Genomic DNA, 16,191 nt, shown 5'->3' with positions numbered 1-16,191 from the left:
TCATGTCAATTAAAAGTCTTGCTAAAAATCTCCCTGCCGACCCAGACAACGAGGGGTGGGTTCTGGGCTGGGGAGTCGTGCAAACCTCACCCTGGCATTTCGTCGATATCTACGCGTCTAAGGATGCGGCCGAGACTGAAGCGGCATCTCGCGGTCCAGAATATCGAGTCGATTACGGCTCTCACCGGCTGGGATCTGACGATTTTGTGGGTGGCTTGGAAGAGCCTTTTGCCGGGCCAGTTAGGCTGAAGCCCATGCGGCAGCTGCCAAAGACCGGTGCGGCGGTAAGACCTGCCTTGTCGCGGTATTTTCGCGTGTAGCCGCTTGGCGATGTGCATTTGCCAATGAAGCGCTCGTGATGGATCTCACGCCCATTGTCCAGAACGGCCACCACCGCTTCGTCGCCGCAAATCAATCCGTCCTCAAGCCGTTGCAGGTCATGGATAGTGATGCTGTAGGTGACTTTGGTCATGCCTTGTCCTCCGCGTAGATCGAGGCCGAGATGATCATCCCGCCCCACCGGCGCTCGCCGATGCAGATCGGCACCGGGTTGCCGCTGGCCGTGGTGTTCTTGGCGCTGCCGAAGGCGTAGGACGGGGCGTTGTCCGGGGATGCGCTTTGCTTCAGGCCTGAGACCTGGGGCTGAGCATCTGGATGACGCCGCCGGCAATGAGACCAATCCCGGCCGGGGTCAGATATGGCGCGGTAAATGGAAGCGCGTAGGAAATTGCCAACAACACAACACCGACGACAGTCTGCAGAACTCCAGCGCGTTTGCTCCCTTCGACAACGGGCACAATTCGAATCTCTCGAGTCCCACCAAGATCCAATTCAGCTTCACCAATATTCACCCGATTTCGAAAAACTGCGAACCGCATTCCTAGAGCGGCAAGCCTTTTGATTTCCTGCCTCGAAACCTTCGAGAGTGCAGCTCATGGCTTTAAAGACTTCGCGTGATGTGCCTGAATCGATTTTTTTAGCGTGAGATCTACCAAACTTCCGAGCAAGAGAGCCCGACAGCTTGATGGTAGTCATTCAGCAATAGCGGCCAAAACGTTTCTCCTTTCATAAAAAAACCGGCCTATCGGCGGTCTTGTATTCATTTGCACTTCTGAATTGAGTCTCGCAAGGACCCACGTCCGATTTGCGACCATGCGACCCGCTGATAGAGTTTCGCCACGCTCCCTGCTTTTGCATAGCTGATGTCCAGAACATCGTCTGTTTGTTGGGCAAAGCCGCTGACCAGACGGTAACCGGTAGTCGTTTCACTCATACTGGCATTAGAGTTGTGCTCTTGCCACGCAGGGAAAATACAGAGCGCTAAGGCTTTCGGTGTTTTTGCAGAAGAAACAGTAATTGCCGGTGCTTCAGACATGAGGTCTGACGGTGATGCACACCCCGCCAACAACGCCACAGCCAACGCTCCTACGATCAATCTCATGCGGGTCACTCCTGTGGAAAGGAGTCAACGATATCACCGGTCGACCCCTGTACGAATCCCCAGTTACGCCCCGGCGCCCTCCGTAGTAGCCTCCCGCCCTCACGCAACGGATTCCCCAGTCCCTTGCCTGCAAGCCCAAGGACTGGGATTGCGCCAATTTCGGCGCGTTTATGACCTAGGAGGTCGATGTGAGCAATGACACCAACATCCAAGAGATTCTGAACTACACCGGCTCATCTCTTCTTACACTGAACTGCATACTTTCAGGCCTGGCGAATCAGCTTAAAGAGACGCAAGGCGCGGGGGCTGTTGAGGCCGCTCAAGCTTATGCAGTAGAACTCGCCAAGACTCATCCATCAGGCGCTGTTGCGCCCGATGTGACAGCTATCAACAGCTTCTTCAGCCATCACAAATAGGATCAAGGCCGAGCGCCTTTTCCAATCTCGAAAGCCGACGCTCAAGTAGGTCGGCTTTCTCCTGCGCTTCCTTGCCAAATTCTTCGGGCAACCCAAGCCCAATCCCTGCGAACCGACCACCATCGACGATGATCGACCAGTTGTTGATGAAATGATCGCCTGCTGCTTCGAATGGCTGATTCATAACTCTCTCCTGCGGCCCTGCCGCATCATGTGGTTGATTGTGCATCTTTGTGCCTGAGGATCAGGCGCGTCCTGTCGAGCCACGGGCCGCCGAATATGATGATCTCGCTGGGCCGCCCGTACAGGTGGTGCAGCAGGAATGGCCCCGGGCCGAACACTTCGGCGGCCTCATCGGTCAGCGCCGGATCAGCGCCGAGGTAGATCCCGGCATGGTTCGGGTGTGCCGTTCGCCCCACCGCCATGACGATCATGTCGCCGCGTTCGGGTCGATCAACCTGGTAGAACCCAGCGGCCTCATAGGCCTGCTCATACAGGCTTGGCCCGGCCGGGTCTTCCCACCAGCCATCAGCACGCTTGAAGGCTTCGAACTCAAGCCCCCACTCGCGCTTGTACCAGTCTGCGCAGACCTGCCAGCAATCCCAGGCACCATGCACAAACGGGCGCTTGAGCAGCGGCGTGCTGCCTGCCGGCGTGATGGTGCGCAGGTCACCCTCCGGCCAGCTCAGGATGTGCCAGGGCAGCGCTGTAGCCTCGCACATGGCCAGGTCGCGCGGTGACGGCCGGCTGGTGGCGTCAGGGTGCGAGTGAACTACCCCGATCACCTCGCCCACGTCCTCGGCCGCGGCGTACTCCTCCGGATCGATCCGGAACTCCTCGTTCGGCTCAGTGGAGACGTTGCGGCACGGGTAGTACTGCTGCTTGCGCCCCACGGCCAGCAGCAGGCCGCAGCACTCCTTTGGGTACTCAGCCGCCGCGTGCGCCTGGATAGCGCTCAAGATGTGTTTGCGCATGCTCAGCTCCGTGCGATCAGGGAAACGGCCGGGAAACCACCAAACGGCAGCGGGTTTCCTTCGCCGAAGCGAGGGATGCACCCGCGGCCCGGCGTCGCGTCACAGGCATCAAGTTCAGGGTTATCCGTGAGGTTCCCGTCCTTGTCACGGTATGGGCCGGTGTAGCCGCAGTTGGGGCCGCGGTAGCCGCCGGTGAGGCACCAGTGGCATAAAGTTGTGGCCTGGCGGCCGATCGTCTCGCCGCCAACGTCTCCCGGGCTGGCCAGATCCCAACTGACCGTTTCCCCGTCCTCGTTGGTCTTCTGGTCGATGTACCAGACCTCGATCGTCTCCTGGGTTGGGTCTGCCGTCGGGTTGCCGCCCGGGAAGTTCTGCGCATCCAGGTAGCTCCCCAGCGTGTGACGCATGGTCAGCTTGAACTCGAGCAGATCGTCGAACGCCAAGCAGAGCGCAGTAATCCGCCCGCTCACGTTACCGACCGACAGCGTAGGGCGTACCGCTGTACCGTCGCCGTTGGCTTCAATACCGTCGATCTGCATGGGCCAGGCGCTGTACTCATTGCCCTGCCAGTAGATCGCCTTCGCCGGCAGTTGGTCAGCATCGGCGCCGGCGGCGATGATCTCCTCCGGCGAGTGCGGGATCGCATGCCCGTGGAAGCGCAGCACATCCGCGCCGTACTCGGAACCATCCAGTTCGAATAGCAGCACCTCGCTTCCCGGCTCCAGGACCTGGATGTCACTGATCAGTGGCATGGTTGCCCCTTATGGATGAAAGGATTGGGTGAATGTGGTGGTTAGGGTGTACATCCCTGCCCCGTTCGGGCTGACGGTCGGTGCCGTTCCTCGATAAAAGCCGACCTGGCCAAGCGGCGGCGTCCAGAGGAAGGACTTGAAGCCGCCATGCCTGTTCAGAAAGGCCTGAATCTGCAACGCCACTGCCTCCTTGACGACAAACGTCAGGGGCCAAGAGTCAACGCGGTTGTTGACCCCCTCCCCAACGACCTGCTCATACCCATCGCCAAACTTGGAGGACCTGACGCGATACTCTGGAGCGCTGACCGCCTCAATCTTCGGGCACCAGTCGAATTTCTCAACGGCCATTTACGAGCCTCCAAATTGAACCGCCCGGGCGAATCTCCTGGGCAATGGCCTGTTCGGCGCCGCGCTTGGATACGGCGGCATACTCTTGGCCGAGCGCCTGCATGTCTTGGCCAGATCCGCCGCCACCCGACTCGGGCACCATGATGGTTTGATGGATGGAAACGCCGCCCGGCGTCGAAGCTGGCGGCGAAGAGCCACCGGTCAGCCCAACATACCCGCCGTCGGCATAGCCGCGCTTGTTCAGGCGCTCCAGATAGCCGCGCATGCCCGGTTGCTGGACCACTTCCTTGCGAATGACCACCTCGCCACCGTGCACAACGCCTTTCGGCTCAAACTTGCCGCCATCGCCGGTGTAGCCGCCATCGGATAGCCCCGGCCACTTCGACAAAACGTCAGCGGAGTAACCGGCGGCGGTGCTGCCCGCAGACGCTGCCGTCGTCCCGCCGAAGTAGCTGCCCAGCGCGCTGCCGGCGATGCTTGAGAACACGTTCGAAGCCGCCGACTGCAAGGCCATCTTGGCGATCATGCGGGCAAAGCTCTTGGCAACATCACCAAAGCTCTTATCCGCACCGAATGCCCAATCCACGGCGGCATCGGTCAGCCCGTCATACAGCGACGTGAACGCCGATTTCGCCTGGCCGGCTACATCCTTGGCTTGGTCGACGTAGTTCTGGAACGCAGACGATGCGCCGGCCTGCCAATCGCTGCGAGCGGCGTCTTCGTCCTCGTAGTACTTGGTCTGCATGGCCAGGCGCTTGTCGAGGGCCGACCTCAGCGCAGCGGTTTCCTTGTCGTACAGTTCGGTGCTGAACTGGTCCTTGTTGCTCTTGTTGTAGTCCGAGGTCAGCTTGTCCATCTGCGACTGGTAGGACTGCTGAATAGCGCGCTGTTCCTGCAAGCGCTTGCGTTGCTGGTCGCCCAGGCCAATGCCGGCCAGGTTGTTGTCCAGCCCCTGCTGAGCACTGGACAGCTGGCTTTTCAGGTTCTCGTCGAAGGCGGCGAGCTTGCGGCGGGTTTCCAGCCCTTTCTCGCGCAACGTGTTTTCTGTTTCCAGCGCGGCGTTGCGCTTGAGCTGGGCAGTGATCAGTTCCTGGTTGGCCAGCAGGGACTGCTGATCGGCCGTCAGGGTTTTCTTGCCTTTGATGTCGGCGAGCTGCTGCTCCCACTCGACCAGCTTCTTCGCGTTCGTACCAAGGGCCTGGCTCGCGGCGGTCTGATCGCCGATCAGGGCGCTTTGCTGCTGCAGCACAGCGTACTGCTGTTTCGCCTGATCGAGTGCCTTGATGCCAGCATCCTCGCGGTACTGCGGCGTTTTGGCGGTTTTGGGATCCTTGTATTTCTCATTGATCGCGGCGATGTCTTTCGCCTGCTGATCCGCAGAGATCAGCAGCGAGCTGTCACCTCTGGCTTTGGCCTGGGTAACCCGACGCTCCACCAGCAACCGATAATCAGCCAGTTCACGCTCGCGCTTTACCGAATTGCTCTCGGTTTCCTTGCGTAGCTTGTCCAGCTTGAGCTGGTCATCCAGTGCCGCCTGCTGTTGCTGCTGGGCGTATCCTTTGGCGGCCGCCCGACGATCTTGTTCGGCCTTGAGCAACAGCTTTTCGGTTTTCTCACGCTCGAGCGCTTCCGTGCGGAAGCTGTCGTCGGGCGTCAGGTTGCTGAACGGGTCCGCCGGCTTGCCCCGAGCATTACGCTTGTTGCGCAGTGCAGCGTTCTGGGCAATGGCGTTCAGTTGCTCGTCGAGTTTGGCGATCTGCTGGTCGAGGGTTTCCTCGCGGCCAACGTTCAACGCCGCATCCCACGCCCCCTTGGCGGCGCTCTTGACCGCACCCCAGCTCGCCTCGAGGTAGCCGAGGTTCTGTTTGATGGAGGTGGACGTCCGATTCAGGCCGTCCTCATAGGTGGCGGTCGCCAACGCGGCCGCTTCCTGAGTTCTACCCTGCTCCTGTAACGACTTGATGTTTTCGTACGTGGTCGCGGTCAGGAAGTTCATCGACTCGTTGAGCTTCAGAATCTCCGCGACCGGGTCCTTGGCGATTTTCTCGAAGTTTTCGACAGTTTTGCTGGCCGCAATCCCGGTCGCCGATTCGTACTTGATGGCGGCCTCAGCGATGGACTCGAAAGCCGCTACCGGGATCCGGGTAGTCGCCGCCAACTGCGCCAGCACCTCGGACGCCTTGCCGACGGTGCCACTCACACCCGAAACCTGCCGCGCCATCGACGCCAAACCGTTCGCGGTGGTGCCGGCCGTGTTGCCCGTCATCGCCAGCGAGGTATTGAACGCGGTGGCTTCGTCGGAACCCTGCTTGTAAGCCAGGGCCAGCACCGCCGCCGCTGCCGCCGCGACCGTGAACGGGTTCACCAGCCCCAGCACGTAACCGCCCAGGGCTTTGGCCGCCGGCACCACGCCGCCGAACATATCCTTGAGTTGGCCGCCCTGCTGGAGAAACACCGTCAACGGGTTCTGACCGGCCTGCAACGAAACGGCGATATCGGTGAACTGAGCCGGCACACCGCGCAGATTCGCCGCGTACTGCTTGGCGGTCTGGCCGTTCTTGGCCATGACCCGGTCGACCTTCTCGACCGCGTCGCGCTGTTCCTTTAGCTTGTTTAGGTACAGGGTGAAATCGGCATTATCCAGCCGGCCAGCCGCACGGTGCTTGCGCAGCTGTTCTTCCATTTTGTCGAGGCGGCCGTAGGCCCCGATCACCGGGTCAATCTGGCCGACCAGCTTGTCGAGCTGGCCAGCCTGATAGGCCGCTTCCTTGGTCGCCGACTTCAGCGCCCGCTGCGCCCGGTCCATGCCCTTTTCGAAGCCGCCGGTGTTGGCCACCAGGTCGACCGTCAGCTGGCCAAGTGAATCAACAGCCATAAATCACCTCTTGACCGACTGCAGCAGCCTGAACAGATCCTGCGCAGAAGCTTCCACCTCTTCCGCCACCTCACCGCGTTTCGGCAGGAAGTCGTCGAACGTGGCTTTGCCGCCGTGCAGGTTGTTGAGAATGGTGGCGAGCAGGGCAAAACCCCGCTCGATCTTCAGGCCCAGGTTCAGCGTTTCGTTTTGCTCGACGTACGCCATCCACGAAAGCGCCTCGTTGTAGCTGAGGTTGGCTTGCGCTTCGGCGACCGTGCGCCCGCCGATGCCGTTGAGCACCAGTTCGTGCCAGAACTCTTCGGCGGGTCCTATTTTTTTGGCGGTTCAGCCCGGTTTGCGCCGTTCGCTTCGGAAATGGCGTTGAGCAGCACGATGGTCAGTTCGGCGCACAGCGGGCCATGACCAGATGCTTCGGAACCGAGTACGTCCTCGATGGTGAATACCGGCGTCCCGTCCTTTTTCAGAACGTTGGTCGCGATCCGGGCAGCCAGCATGTCGGCGCCCTGATCTTCGTTTTTCCAGCGGTCGGTGAGCTCGACGAACGACTCCTGTCGCACGTAGATCGTGGCCTTTTGAACCTTGCCGCCAGCGTGCCAGGTGATGTCCTTCTTCACCGGCGGCGCGACGAATGCGCCGGCCGCGGTCAGTGCTTTAATGCTGAGATCCATGGGGCTTCCTTATGGGGTGATGACTTTCGGGACGAATACCGGATCGCCGGATACCTGGATGCCGACGGTGGACTTCACAACGTCGTTCAACGCGAAGCTGAACGGGAAGCTGTTCATGTAGCCCTCGAAGGTGATCCAGGTGCGAGTGGTTGGCAGGTTGAAGTCGACACCAGCGTCGATTACGGCCGTTGCCGCGGCGCCGGTTCCGGCTCCGCCAGTGAATGCCACTGTCGGAGCCGAGGTGTAACCGCTGCCAGGGTTGGTGATGGTGAGCCCAGTCACTTCGCCGCCGGAGACGGTCGCGGTTGCGGTTGCGCCGGTACCGCCACCACCGGTCAGCGCGACGGTAGGAGCCGTGGTATAGCCGCTGCCCGGATTGGTGACCGCCAGCGCCGTCACAGTGCCTGGCTGACTGATGGTCGGCGGAATGCCAACCAGTTCGCCGCTGCTGTTCACCACGCGGCCGTCAGACCAGCCGATCGCCCACAGCAGCTTGGTGCCGGCGGTCTTCAGCTGGTGAAGGCGGACGTGTGCCGGCGATTGCGGGTCGATGTTTAGGCCGAAAGAGGCCGATCCAGGCTCTGCGAGGCCGGCCTCATATTCCCTGGCGCTGGAGTTCATGCAGGTCGTTTCGATCTGCGCGATGCTGGTATCGATCCCATCCAGGGAAGTGAAGCAGCCAACCACCAACAACGAGTTGTTGGCAGGGTCGATGGCATAGAGATCCGTGCCTTGGGTCTTGATGGTCAATTTGGTACTCCCCGATTTCCTGCGAAATCACTTTTGAGCGGGCATAAAAAAACCCGCCGAAGCGGGTCGTTCTTTTCTGGTTTCCGGCTACAGACTCACCAGCCAGGCAACGTCGAAACCTTTGCGATAGTTGTGTGTGTCCTTGTCCCGGGCGTCGATGCCGAAACCGGTGATATAGGCCTGTTGCGCGATCGCTTTGCGCAGCGCCATCCAAACGGCCTCGGCGGACGAGGCCGTATCGGCGTACACGTCGACCTGCAGGCCGTAACGGTCCGTGTCGGGCACGCAATTGAGATAGTTGATCGGCGAGCCGCTGACGACCTGCCAGACCACGTAGGGCTTGGCCGTGCCTTCTGGTGCCTCGCCATGCGGGTAAAGGCGCGTTGGGCCAGTGCCGAGCAGCGTGGTGACTGCCGGACTGGCTGCGCACACGGTGAAAATCGGTGCGGTCATCCATTCACCCCCAGCTTGATCAGTTGGTACTTGGCGGAACTCAGGAACTCTTTGAACAGCGCCTCTCGGTTGTTGGCCAGGGCCGGCCGAAGAAACGGTTTTGCCCGGTTCTTCTCAGTGCCCAGCTCAACCCACCACCAATAGAACGTGTTGCCGCCCTTCTGGCCGCGCTTGCGCATCCGCACGCCGACGGAGATCACCACCGCGCCGAGTTCTTGGCCGAGCGCCTTACGCTCGATCATGGCCAGGTTGGCCGGGATGAAGTTCGCGGTCTCCGGGTCATCGACTCGTGCGGCGCGATCCTTCGCGTCCAGCAGCACGATCTCCATGGCATCCCGGGCCGCAGGCGTCACCACCTTGCGGCGCATTTCCTCGCTCAGGCCCTTGAAGCGAGCTGACAGCTCGTCGGCTCCCTTGAGGTTGTACGTGACCCAATCAGCCATCATTCACCCCCGAGGTGACCAGAAGCGTCAGATATTCCTTGCGGGAGCTCGCGTCAGCCAGTGGAGGTCCGACAATTCCGCAAACAGCCCCGTCATCCAGCACAACACGCATTGCAGCAGTGATACCTTTGCGGTAGCGAATGACTACCCTGCTTTTCGCCTCGGACTGACCAGCTTGAGCGGCGATAAAGTCACGCGCGCTTAAATCCTCGATCGAGGCCCAGACCTTGGCGAACTCGACCCATTGATCAGTCAATTGTTCACCAGTTTGCGGGTCCTGGCTCGTAACCTTGTGCTGGATTTGAACCCGATGCTTGAGTTTGCCGGCTTGCATTAGAAACGCTTCCTGTACCAGAGCAGCCTTTCGACTGCGAGCGGAACGGCCGACGGCGCGGCGCCGATCACCACAGCTTCGCGGTTGGCGTACCAGTGCCCGACCAGCAGCAAGATGGCCTGCTCGACATCAGGGGTAAGCCCCATCTGTTCGGGCTCCATCGGGTCGACTTCGACCAGCACCCGGTCGCAGTGCATGGCCACGTGAGACTTGGCCGACTCGAGGTAGCCCCCGATGAGCTGGTCCTCCTCATCGTCATCCACCTTCAGGTGGATCTTCACGCGGGCCAGATCGAGCATTTACTTGTCCTCGCCAGCAGCTTTGTCAGCATCCGCTTTCTCGGCGGCAGCCTTATCGGCGGATTCCTTTTCCGCAGCAGCCTTGTTTTCCTTGGACTTGGCTGCCCGTGACTTGCCATTGGCGTCGACCTCGACGGCCAGGCCCTTGCCGATCAGGGCGTGGGCATACTCATCCTCGGCCTCGTCGAATACCACATTGGCCTTGATCTTGTTCGAGTCGGCGCCCAACAGCGCGCCATTGCCGACGAACCCCCACAGAGTCTTGATTTTCATGCTGCCTCCAGAAACGAAAAGGCCGGTGCTGTGCCGGCCCTCAGTGGGTTTGAATTATGGAGCGACCGGGAAGGTGCCCTTGACCAGCGCTTCCTTGCGGCGTACGCCCAGGCCCAGACGCTCCTCGACCAGCAAGGCGCGTTCGTTCTTGATGAACTGGTCGTTGATCAGGCCCATCTTGAACACGAACGACATGCGGTCGAAAAGCGTGGTGGACCGCGCAAAGTTCGCCACCAGCAGCTCGCCGCCAGTATCGGCATCGCCCTCGTCCATGCTGTCGGAGGTGATCACCGGACGGCCCCACAGGATCGGGGTTACCAGTCCCTGCAGGTTGGCGAACAGGTAGCGGTTCTCGCCGTCTTTCTGCAGCTCGATGTTCATCCAGTCGAGTTCGGTCATCACCACCCCATCGGCCGACATCTGCGATTGCTTGCGCACCTGGTAGACGGCGCGGCGCACCATGTCGATGGCGGTGTCACCGGCTTTGCTCAGCGCAGTGTTGTAGGCGGTTGCCTGGGTCATCAGGCCATTCAGGTTCTCGCCGGTGCCGTCGCCCTTGAGAATCTGCGCCTCTTCCTCCAGCTTGAGGTCGTAGCGCAGCAGCTGCTGCAGGTAGGCGAACATCTGAGGAACGTCATCCAGTGCCTCGTCGGTCACCGGCATCCAGACCGCAAGCTTTTTCACCCGATCGGTAACAGTTTCGAACGTGACGTTGCTGGTTGGCTTGAGACCGCCTTCGGCAACCGGAGCGGCGCCGCGAGTGTGCAGTTTCTCGCGGAAGTAGGTGTACTGCTGGCCGGTGACCGGGATCGCGGTCAGCAGGTCGCGGATGCGCAGTTCCTGACGAATGCCCGGCTGGATCACCGGATCGTAGTTTGGCCGCGACGATGCCGGCGCTGGTGACCGTTCATGTCCTTCATGCTGGCCATGTCGGAACTTGGTCACATCGAGCTCAGCGACAACCGCCGCCCTTCTTCAACGCCTTGTAACTCTCATCACCCTTGATGAGATCGATAAAGCTCTTGCCCTCGCCCGGCTGGGTGCGGAGCTTAACGCCCTTCTGCTCCAGATCCTGGACCTGGTCGATGACTCGCTGCAGCTCGCCCTTCTGGTTCTCGATTTGGGACTTCAGGTCAGTGGTGACCTGGTTGCCCTTCTCGACTTCGGCGATGGCCGCGTCGTATTTCTTCTGCAGGCCGTCGAAGCCGCTTTTCAGTTGCAGCTCCAGAGAGTCTTTCAGTTCTTTAACTTCGCTCATGGCGATACTCCAAAATGGTGGGTGAACAGGGTGGAAATTTCTTTCAGCTCTTCCACGATCACCGTGGCCTCGCTGCCGCCATCACGGCGGAGCGCGGAGTAGCCGAGCGAAGCGACTGCCGCCGCCTCCTTCTGCGAGAGGCCCATGCGCTCGCGCAGGGCATTCTCGAAAAGCCTGATGTCCGACTTGACGCTGAGGACCTGGGCCTCGGGGTTCATGCCGAACGGTACGATGGAGGCCTCCCACAGCTCGGCCTCCTTGATGAGGCGCACGCGCCGACCGGCACGCTCCTCGAAAGCTTCATTGATGGTGTTGAAGCCGATCGACATGCTGTCGAGCACGTCATCCTTCATCAGCTCATAGGCATCTCGGGCGTAGCTGACATTGAGGTTGACCTTTCCCTTGAGATGCAGGCCGTGATCGTCCTGGGTGTAATCTGCCTTCCCGATCAGGCGGGAGAGGTCGTGATAGATCGCCAGCTTGAGCTTCCCATTGCGTGTAGCCTTCACCCGGGTGAAGGCGCCAGGCAGGATCACGTCGTCGCCCAGGTCAACGTTATTGAAAACCGCGGCGTAGCCCTCGAAATTGCCGGCTTCGTCCACGGCCTTAAGCTCGAACGGAACTTCAAGACTCGCCATTTTTTTCCATCTCCCACCGGGTGACCCGGTTGTATTCGTCGCCTTCCAGGGGAGGCAGGTTTTCTTTCTGGCGGACTTCATTGATGAACATCCAGCCGGAGCCACTAGAGCCGCCAAGAGCCGCTTGGTAATACGTGGCGCGGCCGGCGCTATCAGCGCGCAACAACCCCTCTACCGCGAACTCCACAAAGCGGGCGCCGGAGCCGAACAGCTTGTCGTTGAGCTCGTCCTCGACTGTGTCGATGTAGGGCTTCAGGCCAAACGTGATAAAGCCGGTCAGTTGCTGCTCCAGGTTGGAGCCCATGATTGAGGTCTTGCCGGCGCGGTTGGCCAGCCACAGCGGGACGCCGTAGATGCCCGCGAGAGCCTCCTCCTGGAACTGCTGGGATTCGATGAACTGGGCATCTTTCTGGCTGATGCCGGCCGGAACGATCTTGGGGTTTCCCTGCAGAATCGCCATCTTGCCGATGTCGTCGGCATCGGCCTTGCGCACATCCGGGAACTTCTCCATGACCTGGGCTTGTTGGGCCTTGGTCAGGAACTGCTCATAGATGACGTAGCCGCCAGTGAATCCTCCCTTGCGCATGAAGCGCGCCGACCACTGTTGGCCGGCCTTGGCCAGGCCCATGGTTTCGGCCTGGTGCTCAATCGGGGACAGCCCGACGACTCCGTCCAGACTGAACAGCTTGAAATGCAACATGTTCTCCGGGGAAACCGGGAAAGGGTCGCCCTCGCTTGGGGTGACCAGATAGAGCAGGTCGCCATCGGTATCGATCTTCACAGCCCTGCCATCCAGCGGCACCAGACCTATCGGTTCGCCGTGGATGTTGCGCTCAATCAGGGCAAACGCATTGCCGCGCAGCGCCATGTTCACGACTACGAACTTTAGGAAGTTCAGCATGGTCATGTAGGGGTTTGGCTTGCGCAGCAGCTTAAGCATCCGGTCAGCACCGGCCACCAACTTCCGCCCGCCCTCCTTGTCCTCGTACAGCTTGAGCGGCAGACCGCTCAGGGACTCGGAGAGGATCTTGACGCAGGACCAGACCATGCTGATGGACAGCGCCGTCTTGACGGTGACACGCACGCCGGCCTTGGTGCGCTTGCCACCGACCTCAAGATCAACCTCGACATAGTCGCCCGTGGTCGGGTCGGTGTAGCCGAAGAAGCCCCAGGTCATGGGGTTGTACCATTTGAATGCCATGGTCAGCCTACTAGTCCGAAGAATCCGTTATTGAGGTAATCGTCCAGGCCTCCGCGGGCCTCTGGATTGAGGGCCATCAGTGACACGGCATTGAACGTGGCCATCAGCGGGTCGATCTTTGCCGTGCCCGAGGCCTGCTTGGTGATAAGAAAGGCGTTGGCCGATGGCACGCCCTTGGCGTTGCCGCAGGCCCAAGCCATCAGCGGCTGACCGCAATGAAACAGCGAGCCATCGGCCAGGCGCCGCTCAGTGGTCTTGATTGCACCGGTGAGCTTCCAGCCTTGCGAGATGCCGACGATCTGCTCCTCGTCGATACCGACATCTGCCAATGCATCGAGCACGGCGCCGATGCCAGCCGGATCAAGGCCGACCTTGTCCAGCAATCCCGCCTCGTTGATCCTCGCGACGATAGCGGCCAACTGGTCCACGTCGTCACCGATCTTGTCCACGATGGTTAGGTCGCCAGTAGCCTGCAGGTCCAGCAGGCGAGGAGCTTCTGACTTGCGGCGCTCCAGCACCGACGGATGCGCCCAGGCATGCGCCCAGTGCAACCAGACCCGTGACTCGCGGACCCGGCCAAGCGCGGCCAACCCGAGAAGGTCATCAAGTCCGCCGCCATCGCCTCCAACCACGATGACCTCGCATTGCTCGAGCAGGTCATCCAGCGTCATGCCCTCCCTGGCCTGCGGCTCCCAGAAGGCAGCGCCGACCCAGCTGTCAGACATGAGCGCCAGGCCGATCTCGATGTTGAGGTGCTTGGCCAGGAAGCCGCGCATCTCCGCCTCGCCGTCGATCTCGGCCTGCATGTGCAGGCGCTCCAGCGTGGCTCGGTCTACCGAGTAGTTGATATTCGGGTTGACCAGGTGGAAGTTTTCAGGCTTGCGGGCATCGCCGCTCTTGATCATCTCCTGGGAGAACTCGTAGATGATTGGCAGGAAGCGGTTGTCGTCGATGCGACCATCTCGCACGCCGCGGGCATAGTTCAACTTCGACCTGAACACCCCGGCCGGCGGCTCGTTCGACTGAGTTGTCAGCCAGATGATGAAGCCTTCCGGCCTGGACAGCAGACCGCCGGTGGCCTCGCGGATCATGTCCGCCGCCTTGGGGTTCTTGCCGAACAGCCAGGCCTCATCGATCAACACGCCGACTGCCTTCTTGCCGCCGACCACGTCGCTGTCTGCCGCCACCACCTTCAAGGTGGCCCCCGTCTCGCGATGGGTGATCAGTCGAAGATGCGGTTGAACATGCAGCAGCGCCTTCAGCTCATCATCGTTGTTGACCATGTCCTTGGCCGGGATAAACGAGTTGTCGGCAATCTCCTTGGTCGGGGCCAAGATGATGAACTCCGCCGAGAGCCGCCAGTTGCGAATCAGCGCGGTCAGCATGATGCCGGCGGCGATGGTCGATTTACTGTTCTTCTTCGGGATGCAGAGCATCACTTCCCGAATCAGGCGCTCGCCGGTTTCGCTGTTGTAGCTGCCGAACACTGCGCCGGCGAAGGCCAGCACCCACGGTGCGCAAGATGCCTCAATTGTCGGGCTACCAGGGGCATCGACAATCTTCAGCCCCTTGAATACCTCGAGGCTGGCCTCTGCTTCATCCGGGAACAGGGGTGCCGGGATAATCGATTCGCCGGCAGCCAGAAGCCGCCACCATTCCGGGCAGGCAGTAGTCCATTGCATAACCTACCCCTTGACCATGCTGAGTGATGGCTTTCCGGCTGGCGGTTTGCCCTGGGAGTACTTGCCCTTCCCCGCCTCCTTGGCGGCGTCAGCCTTCTGTTCTTTCTTGCCCTGGTCGGCGACCTTTCCGTGCACATAGGGCATCAGTGTCTTGGCTGCGTCCAGTCGCATGCGGAGGTCTGCCGAACCTGCATTCATCAGCTCAGTTAGGAAGACCCGGGGGTCATCGGTATGGGTGAGCGCAACCTCATCCGGCTCTTCCTCAGAGGCATCCTCGCCTTTAACTTTTCGAGCAGGTTTAACCTCAGAGCTGGTAGCCTGCTTCTGCTTGAGGCGCCGCCCGACTTCGGTCAGCACATCATCATCCTTGGCCAGCTTGGAGCCCGCTTGTGATGCGGTTCTCTCGGAATATCCGGCGGCGATTGCCGCCTCGCGATTTGTGGCTCCCGACAGCAAAGCGTCAACAAACCGCCGCTTCTTGTCGGTTAAAGCCATGGTTAACTTTTCCTGAAACGGGAAAAAATGTGTGCGTGAGGTCGGGCGCGGTCTGGAAGCGGAAGAGGCCCTATATTTTAGTGCCCCCCCCACCTCAGCCCCAATCTGCCGCTTCCTCAGCCTGTTTGACCGAGTCATGACAGTGCTTGCAGAGGGTCTGCCAGTTGGATCTATCCCAGAACAGATCCATGTCTCCCCGATGCGCAACCTTGTGGTCTACAACGACGCCAGCTGCCACGCGCCCAGCTCGCTCGCAGTAGACGCATAGCGGATTATCGCGTAGCCATACCTCTCGGGCCTTCTGCCACTTGTAACCGTAGCCGCGCTGCGCAGAAGTCTCCTTCGTAGCACGCCATGAGTTTGTGTTGACGGCCGGCAATCGGTCAGCCTGGGTTTGGACTCGACTTCTCAACGTCTTCAGCCTTGCCATCGTGGCGATCTCCTTTTAATGATGCGGGCAGAACGATCGACCTCGCTCGCTCTGCTGCAATCATCAGCCACTTCGCCGCTCGCGCTCGGCGGGCAGAGCATCCACTGCAAGCCATCACTCAGCACGCCTCGGGATCTTAAAGTCAGCGAACCGATCAGCTAGAACAGCGATCTTCTTCACACCAAGAAAGCCAATGAACACGCCTGCCGGAGTGGCGAAGCTTTGCGGCAACCCGAAGTACTCGAGCAGCGGTATCAGCCCGATGGTGATCAAGGTGCAGAGACAGGCCTCGAGCAGTGCCTGGCGCCGAGTCCCGCCGCCGTAGATGATGCGTAGCGCACCCACTACAAACGACAGCGCGCCGGCATAGATCGTCGGCGCGTGCTGGCTCAGCCACGCAAGGACGAGCAGCCAGGTATCTGGTTTATCAGGCATGTTTGGCATCTCGATTCCTCCCT

Annotated in this window: 22 protein-coding genes and 3 pseudogenes; 2 read left to right on the top strand and 23 right to left on the bottom strand. The window is 60.5% G+C overall.

Annotated features, from left to right (window positions below; all coding sequences use genetic code 11):
• Nucleotides 1-2: 2 nt before the first annotated feature.
• Nucleotides 3-227, top strand: a pseudogene (locus tag TO66_RS33920) (hypothetical protein); the annotation flags it as partial.
• On the opposite strand, the gene TO66_RS32500 reads toward TO66_RS33920, so the two are convergent.
• From TO66_RS32500 to TO66_RS32495, 3 genes and pseudogenes are all read right to left on the bottom strand, one after another.
• Nucleotides 182-472: a hypothetical protein gene (locus TO66_RS32500; RefSeq protein ID WP_082061067.1), complete on the bottom strand. Its 291-nt coding sequence runs from the start codon at nt 470-472 to the stop codon at nt 182-184. The pseudogene TO66_RS33920 and the gene TO66_RS32500 sit on opposite strands and share 46 nt — an antisense overlap.
• Nucleotides 469-1,035: pseudogene (locus TO66_RS33915) on the bottom strand (tail assembly protein). Before TO66_RS33915 ends, TO66_RS32500 begins: the two are co-directional and overlap by 4 nt.
• 64 nt (nt 1,036-1,099) lie before the next feature.
• The gene (locus TO66_RS32495; protein ID WP_082061037.1) at nt 1,100-1,441 is read right to left on the bottom strand and encodes a hypothetical protein; all 342 of its coding nucleotides are present in this window, start codon (nt 1,439-1,441) and stop codon (nt 1,100-1,102) included.
• A 188-nt stretch (nt 1,442-1,629) separates the two neighbouring features.
• Here TO66_RS32495 and TO66_RS33275 point away from each other — a divergent pair, with 188 nt between their 5' ends.
• Nucleotides 1,630-1,857: a hypothetical protein gene (locus TO66_RS33275; protein WP_146021770.1), complete on the top strand. Its 228-nt coding sequence runs from the start codon at nt 1,630-1,632 to the stop codon at nt 1,855-1,857.
• Here TO66_RS33275 and TO66_RS11040 read toward each other — a convergent pair.
• From TO66_RS11040 to TO66_RS10945, 20 genes and pseudogenes are all read right to left on the bottom strand, one after another.
• A complete protein-coding gene (locus tag TO66_RS11040; protein ID WP_044461120.1) occupies nt 1,841-2,041 on the bottom strand; it encodes a hypothetical protein in 201 nt (66 codons plus the stop codon). The genes TO66_RS33275 and TO66_RS11040 overlap by 17 nt on opposite strands.
• A gap of 25 nt (nt 2,042-2,066) precedes the next feature.
• Nucleotides 2,067-2,831: a C40 family peptidase gene (locus tag TO66_RS11035; RefSeq protein ID WP_044461119.1), complete on the bottom strand. Its 765-nt coding sequence runs from the start codon at nt 2,829-2,831 to the stop codon at nt 2,067-2,069.
• A gap of 2 nt (nt 2,832-2,833) precedes the next feature.
• Entirely contained in the window at nt 2,834-3,583 is a 750-nt protein-coding gene (locus TO66_RS11030; protein WP_044461118.1) for a phage minor tail protein L, read from the bottom strand.
• A gap of 9 nt (nt 3,584-3,592) precedes the next feature.
• Nucleotides 3,593-3,931: a phage tail protein gene (locus TO66_RS11025; RefSeq protein ID WP_044461117.1), complete on the bottom strand. Its 339-nt coding sequence runs from the start codon at nt 3,929-3,931 to the stop codon at nt 3,593-3,595.
• Nucleotides 3,921-6,806, bottom strand: a complete 2,886-nt coding sequence (locus TO66_RS11020) for a phage tail tape measure protein (RefSeq protein ID WP_052506096.1) — start codon at nt 6,804-6,806, stop codon at nt 3,921-3,923. Before TO66_RS11020 ends, TO66_RS11025 begins: the two co-directional genes overlap by 11 nt.
• Before the next feature lie 3 nt (nt 6,807-6,809).
• Complete coding sequence (locus TO66_RS11015; RefSeq protein ID WP_256242509.1) at nt 6,810-7,088, bottom strand: hypothetical protein; 279 nt, start codon at nt 7,086-7,088, stop codon at nt 6,810-6,812.
• Between the two features lie 29 nt (nt 7,089-7,117).
• Nucleotides 7,118-7,477, bottom strand: coding sequence for a phage tail assembly chaperone family protein, TAC (locus TO66_RS11010; protein WP_044461116.1), 360 nt, complete (start codon nt 7,475-7,477; stop codon nt 7,118-7,120).
• 9 nt (nt 7,478-7,486) lie between these two features.
• Nucleotides 7,487-8,227: a phage tail tube protein gene (locus TO66_RS32490; protein ID WP_044461115.1), complete on the bottom strand. Its 741-nt coding sequence runs from the start codon at nt 8,225-8,227 to the stop codon at nt 7,487-7,489.
• 87 nt (nt 8,228-8,314) lie between these two features.
• Complete coding sequence (locus TO66_RS11000; RefSeq protein WP_044461114.1) at nt 8,315-8,680, bottom strand: DUF3168 domain-containing protein; 366 nt, start codon at nt 8,678-8,680, stop codon at nt 8,315-8,317.
• The gene (locus TO66_RS10995) at nt 8,677-9,123 is read right to left on the bottom strand and encodes an HK97-gp10 family putative phage morphogenesis protein (protein WP_177330389.1); all 447 of its coding nucleotides are present in this window, start codon (nt 9,121-9,123) and stop codon (nt 8,677-8,679) included. Before TO66_RS10995 ends, TO66_RS11000 begins: the two co-directional genes overlap by 4 nt.
• Nucleotides 9,116-9,457, bottom strand: coding sequence for a phage head closure protein (locus tag TO66_RS10990; protein ID WP_044461112.1), 342 nt, complete (start codon nt 9,455-9,457; stop codon nt 9,116-9,118). Before TO66_RS10990 ends, TO66_RS10995 begins: the two co-directional genes overlap by 8 nt.
• A complete protein-coding gene (locus TO66_RS10985) occupies nt 9,457-9,756 on the bottom strand; it encodes a head-tail connector protein (protein ID WP_044461111.1) in 300 nt (99 codons plus the stop codon). Before TO66_RS10985 ends, TO66_RS10990 begins: the two co-directional genes overlap by 1 nt.
• Nucleotides 9,757-10,029, bottom strand: a complete 273-nt coding sequence (locus tag TO66_RS10980) for a hypothetical protein (protein ID WP_044461110.1) — start codon at nt 10,027-10,029, stop codon at nt 9,757-9,759. It abuts the gene before it with no gap.
• A 54-nt stretch (nt 10,030-10,083) separates the two neighbouring features.
• A pseudogene (locus TO66_RS10975) lies at nt 10,084-11,287 on the bottom strand (phage major capsid protein).
• Nucleotides 11,284-11,925 (bottom strand): HK97 family phage prohead protease, encoded by a 642-nt coding sequence (locus TO66_RS10970; protein ID WP_044461108.1) that lies wholly within the window; start codon nt 11,923-11,925, stop codon nt 11,284-11,286. Before TO66_RS10970 ends, TO66_RS10975 begins: the two are co-directional and overlap by 4 nt.
• Nucleotides 11,912-13,126, bottom strand: a complete 1,215-nt coding sequence (locus TO66_RS10965; RefSeq protein ID WP_044461107.1) for a phage portal protein — start codon at nt 13,124-13,126, stop codon at nt 11,912-11,914. Before TO66_RS10965 ends, TO66_RS10970 begins: the two co-directional genes overlap by 14 nt.
• Nucleotides 13,127-13,128: 2 nt before the next feature.
• Nucleotides 13,129-14,808, bottom strand: coding sequence for a terminase large subunit (locus tag TO66_RS10960; RefSeq protein ID WP_044461106.1), 1,680 nt, complete (start codon nt 14,806-14,808; stop codon nt 13,129-13,131).
• A gap of 3 nt (nt 14,809-14,811) precedes the next feature.
• Nucleotides 14,812-15,303 carry a terminase small subunit gene (locus TO66_RS10955; protein ID WP_044461105.1) on the bottom strand — a complete coding sequence of 164 codons (492 nt, stop codon included), beginning with the start codon at nt 15,301-15,303 and terminating at the stop codon, nt 14,812-14,814.
• Between the two features lie 94 nt (nt 15,304-15,397).
• Nucleotides 15,398-15,733: an HNH endonuclease gene (locus TO66_RS10950; protein ID WP_044461104.1), complete on the bottom strand. Its 336-nt coding sequence runs from the start codon at nt 15,731-15,733 to the stop codon at nt 15,398-15,400.
• 114 nt (nt 15,734-15,847) lie between these two features.
• Entirely contained in the window at nt 15,848-16,177 is a 330-nt protein-coding gene (locus TO66_RS10945) for a phage holin, lambda family (protein ID WP_044462337.1), read from the bottom strand.
• Between the last annotated feature and the right edge of the window lie 14 nt (nt 16,178-16,191).

Source organism: Pseudomonas sp. MRSN 12121 (assembly GCF_000931465.1).
In the GTDB taxonomy this organism is placed as follows: Bacteria; Pseudomonadota; Gammaproteobacteria; order Pseudomonadales; family Pseudomonadaceae; genus Aquipseudomonas.
The sequence above is the reverse complement of the archived record's forward strand: the minus strand, read 5'-3'. Positions and strand labels throughout refer to the sequence as shown.

What these genes read in the sequence shown, in the direction of transcription:
- TO66_RS11025 (WP_044461117.1), bottom strand. Translation starts at nt 3,931, where the DNA reads ATGGCCGTTGAGAAATTCGACTGGTGCCCGAAGATTGAGGCGGTCAGC.
- TO66_RS10950 (WP_044461104.1), bottom strand. Translation starts at nt 15,733, where the DNA reads ATGGCAAGGCTGAAGACGTTGAGAAGTCGAGTCCAAACCCAGGCTGAC.
- TO66_RS10955 (WP_044461105.1), bottom strand. Translation starts at nt 15,303, where the DNA reads ATGGCTTTAACCGACAAGAAGCGGCGGTTTGTTGACGCTTTGCTGTCG.
- TO66_RS10995 (WP_177330389.1), bottom strand. Translation starts at nt 9,123, where the DNA reads ATGGCTGATTGGGTCACGTACAACCTCAAGGGAGCCGACGAGCTGTCA.
- TO66_RS11000 (WP_044461114.1), bottom strand. Translation starts at nt 8,680, where the DNA reads ATGACCGCACCGATTTTCACCGTGTGCGCAGCCAGTCCGGCAGTCACC.
- TO66_RS10945 (WP_044462337.1), bottom strand. Translation starts at nt 16,177, where the DNA reads ATGCCAAACATGCCTGATAAACCAGATACCTGGCTGCTCGTCCTTGCG.
- TO66_RS11040 (WP_044461120.1), bottom strand. Translation starts at nt 2,041, where the DNA reads ATGAATCAGCCATTCGAAGCAGCAGGCGATCATTTCATCAACAACTGG.
- TO66_RS10960 (WP_044461106.1), bottom strand. Translation starts at nt 14,808, where the DNA reads ATGCAATGGACTACTGCCTGCCCGGAATGGTGGCGGCTTCTGGCTGCC.
- TO66_RS10970 (WP_044461108.1), bottom strand. Translation starts at nt 11,925, where the DNA reads ATGGCGAGTCTTGAAGTTCCGTTCGAGCTTAAGGCCGTGGACGAAGCC.
- TO66_RS11020 (WP_052506096.1), bottom strand. Translation starts at nt 6,806, where the DNA reads ATGGCTGTTGATTCACTTGGCCAGCTGACGGTCGACCTGGTGGCCAAC.
- TO66_RS10980 (WP_044461110.1), bottom strand. Translation starts at nt 10,029, where the DNA reads ATGAAAATCAAGACTCTGTGGGGGTTCGTCGGCAATGGCGCGCTGTTG.
- TO66_RS10965 (WP_044461107.1), bottom strand. Translation starts at nt 13,126, where the DNA reads ATGGCATTCAAATGGTACAACCCCATGACCTGGGGCTTCTTCGGCTAC.
- TO66_RS11010 (WP_044461116.1), bottom strand. Translation starts at nt 7,477, where the DNA reads ATGGATCTCAGCATTAAAGCACTGACCGCGGCCGGCGCATTCGTCGCG.
- TO66_RS32495 (WP_082061037.1), bottom strand. Translation starts at nt 1,441, where the DNA reads ATGAGATTGATCGTAGGAGCGTTGGCTGTGGCGTTGTTGGCGGGGTGT.
- TO66_RS11035 (WP_044461119.1), bottom strand. Translation starts at nt 2,831, where the DNA reads ATGCGCAAACACATCTTGAGCGCTATCCAGGCGCACGCGGCGGCTGAG.
- TO66_RS10985 (WP_044461111.1), bottom strand. Translation starts at nt 9,756, where the DNA reads ATGCTCGATCTGGCCCGCGTGAAGATCCACCTGAAGGTGGATGACGAT.
- TO66_RS10990 (WP_044461112.1), bottom strand. Translation starts at nt 9,457, where the DNA reads ATGCAAGCCGGCAAACTCAAGCATCGGGTTCAAATCCAGCACAAGGTT.
- TO66_RS11030 (WP_044461118.1), bottom strand. Translation starts at nt 3,583, where the DNA reads ATGCCACTGATCAGTGACATCCAGGTCCTGGAGCCGGGAAGCGAGGTG.
- TO66_RS32500 (WP_082061067.1), bottom strand. Translation starts at nt 472, where the DNA reads ATGACCAAAGTCACCTACAGCATCACTATCCATGACCTGCAACGGCTT.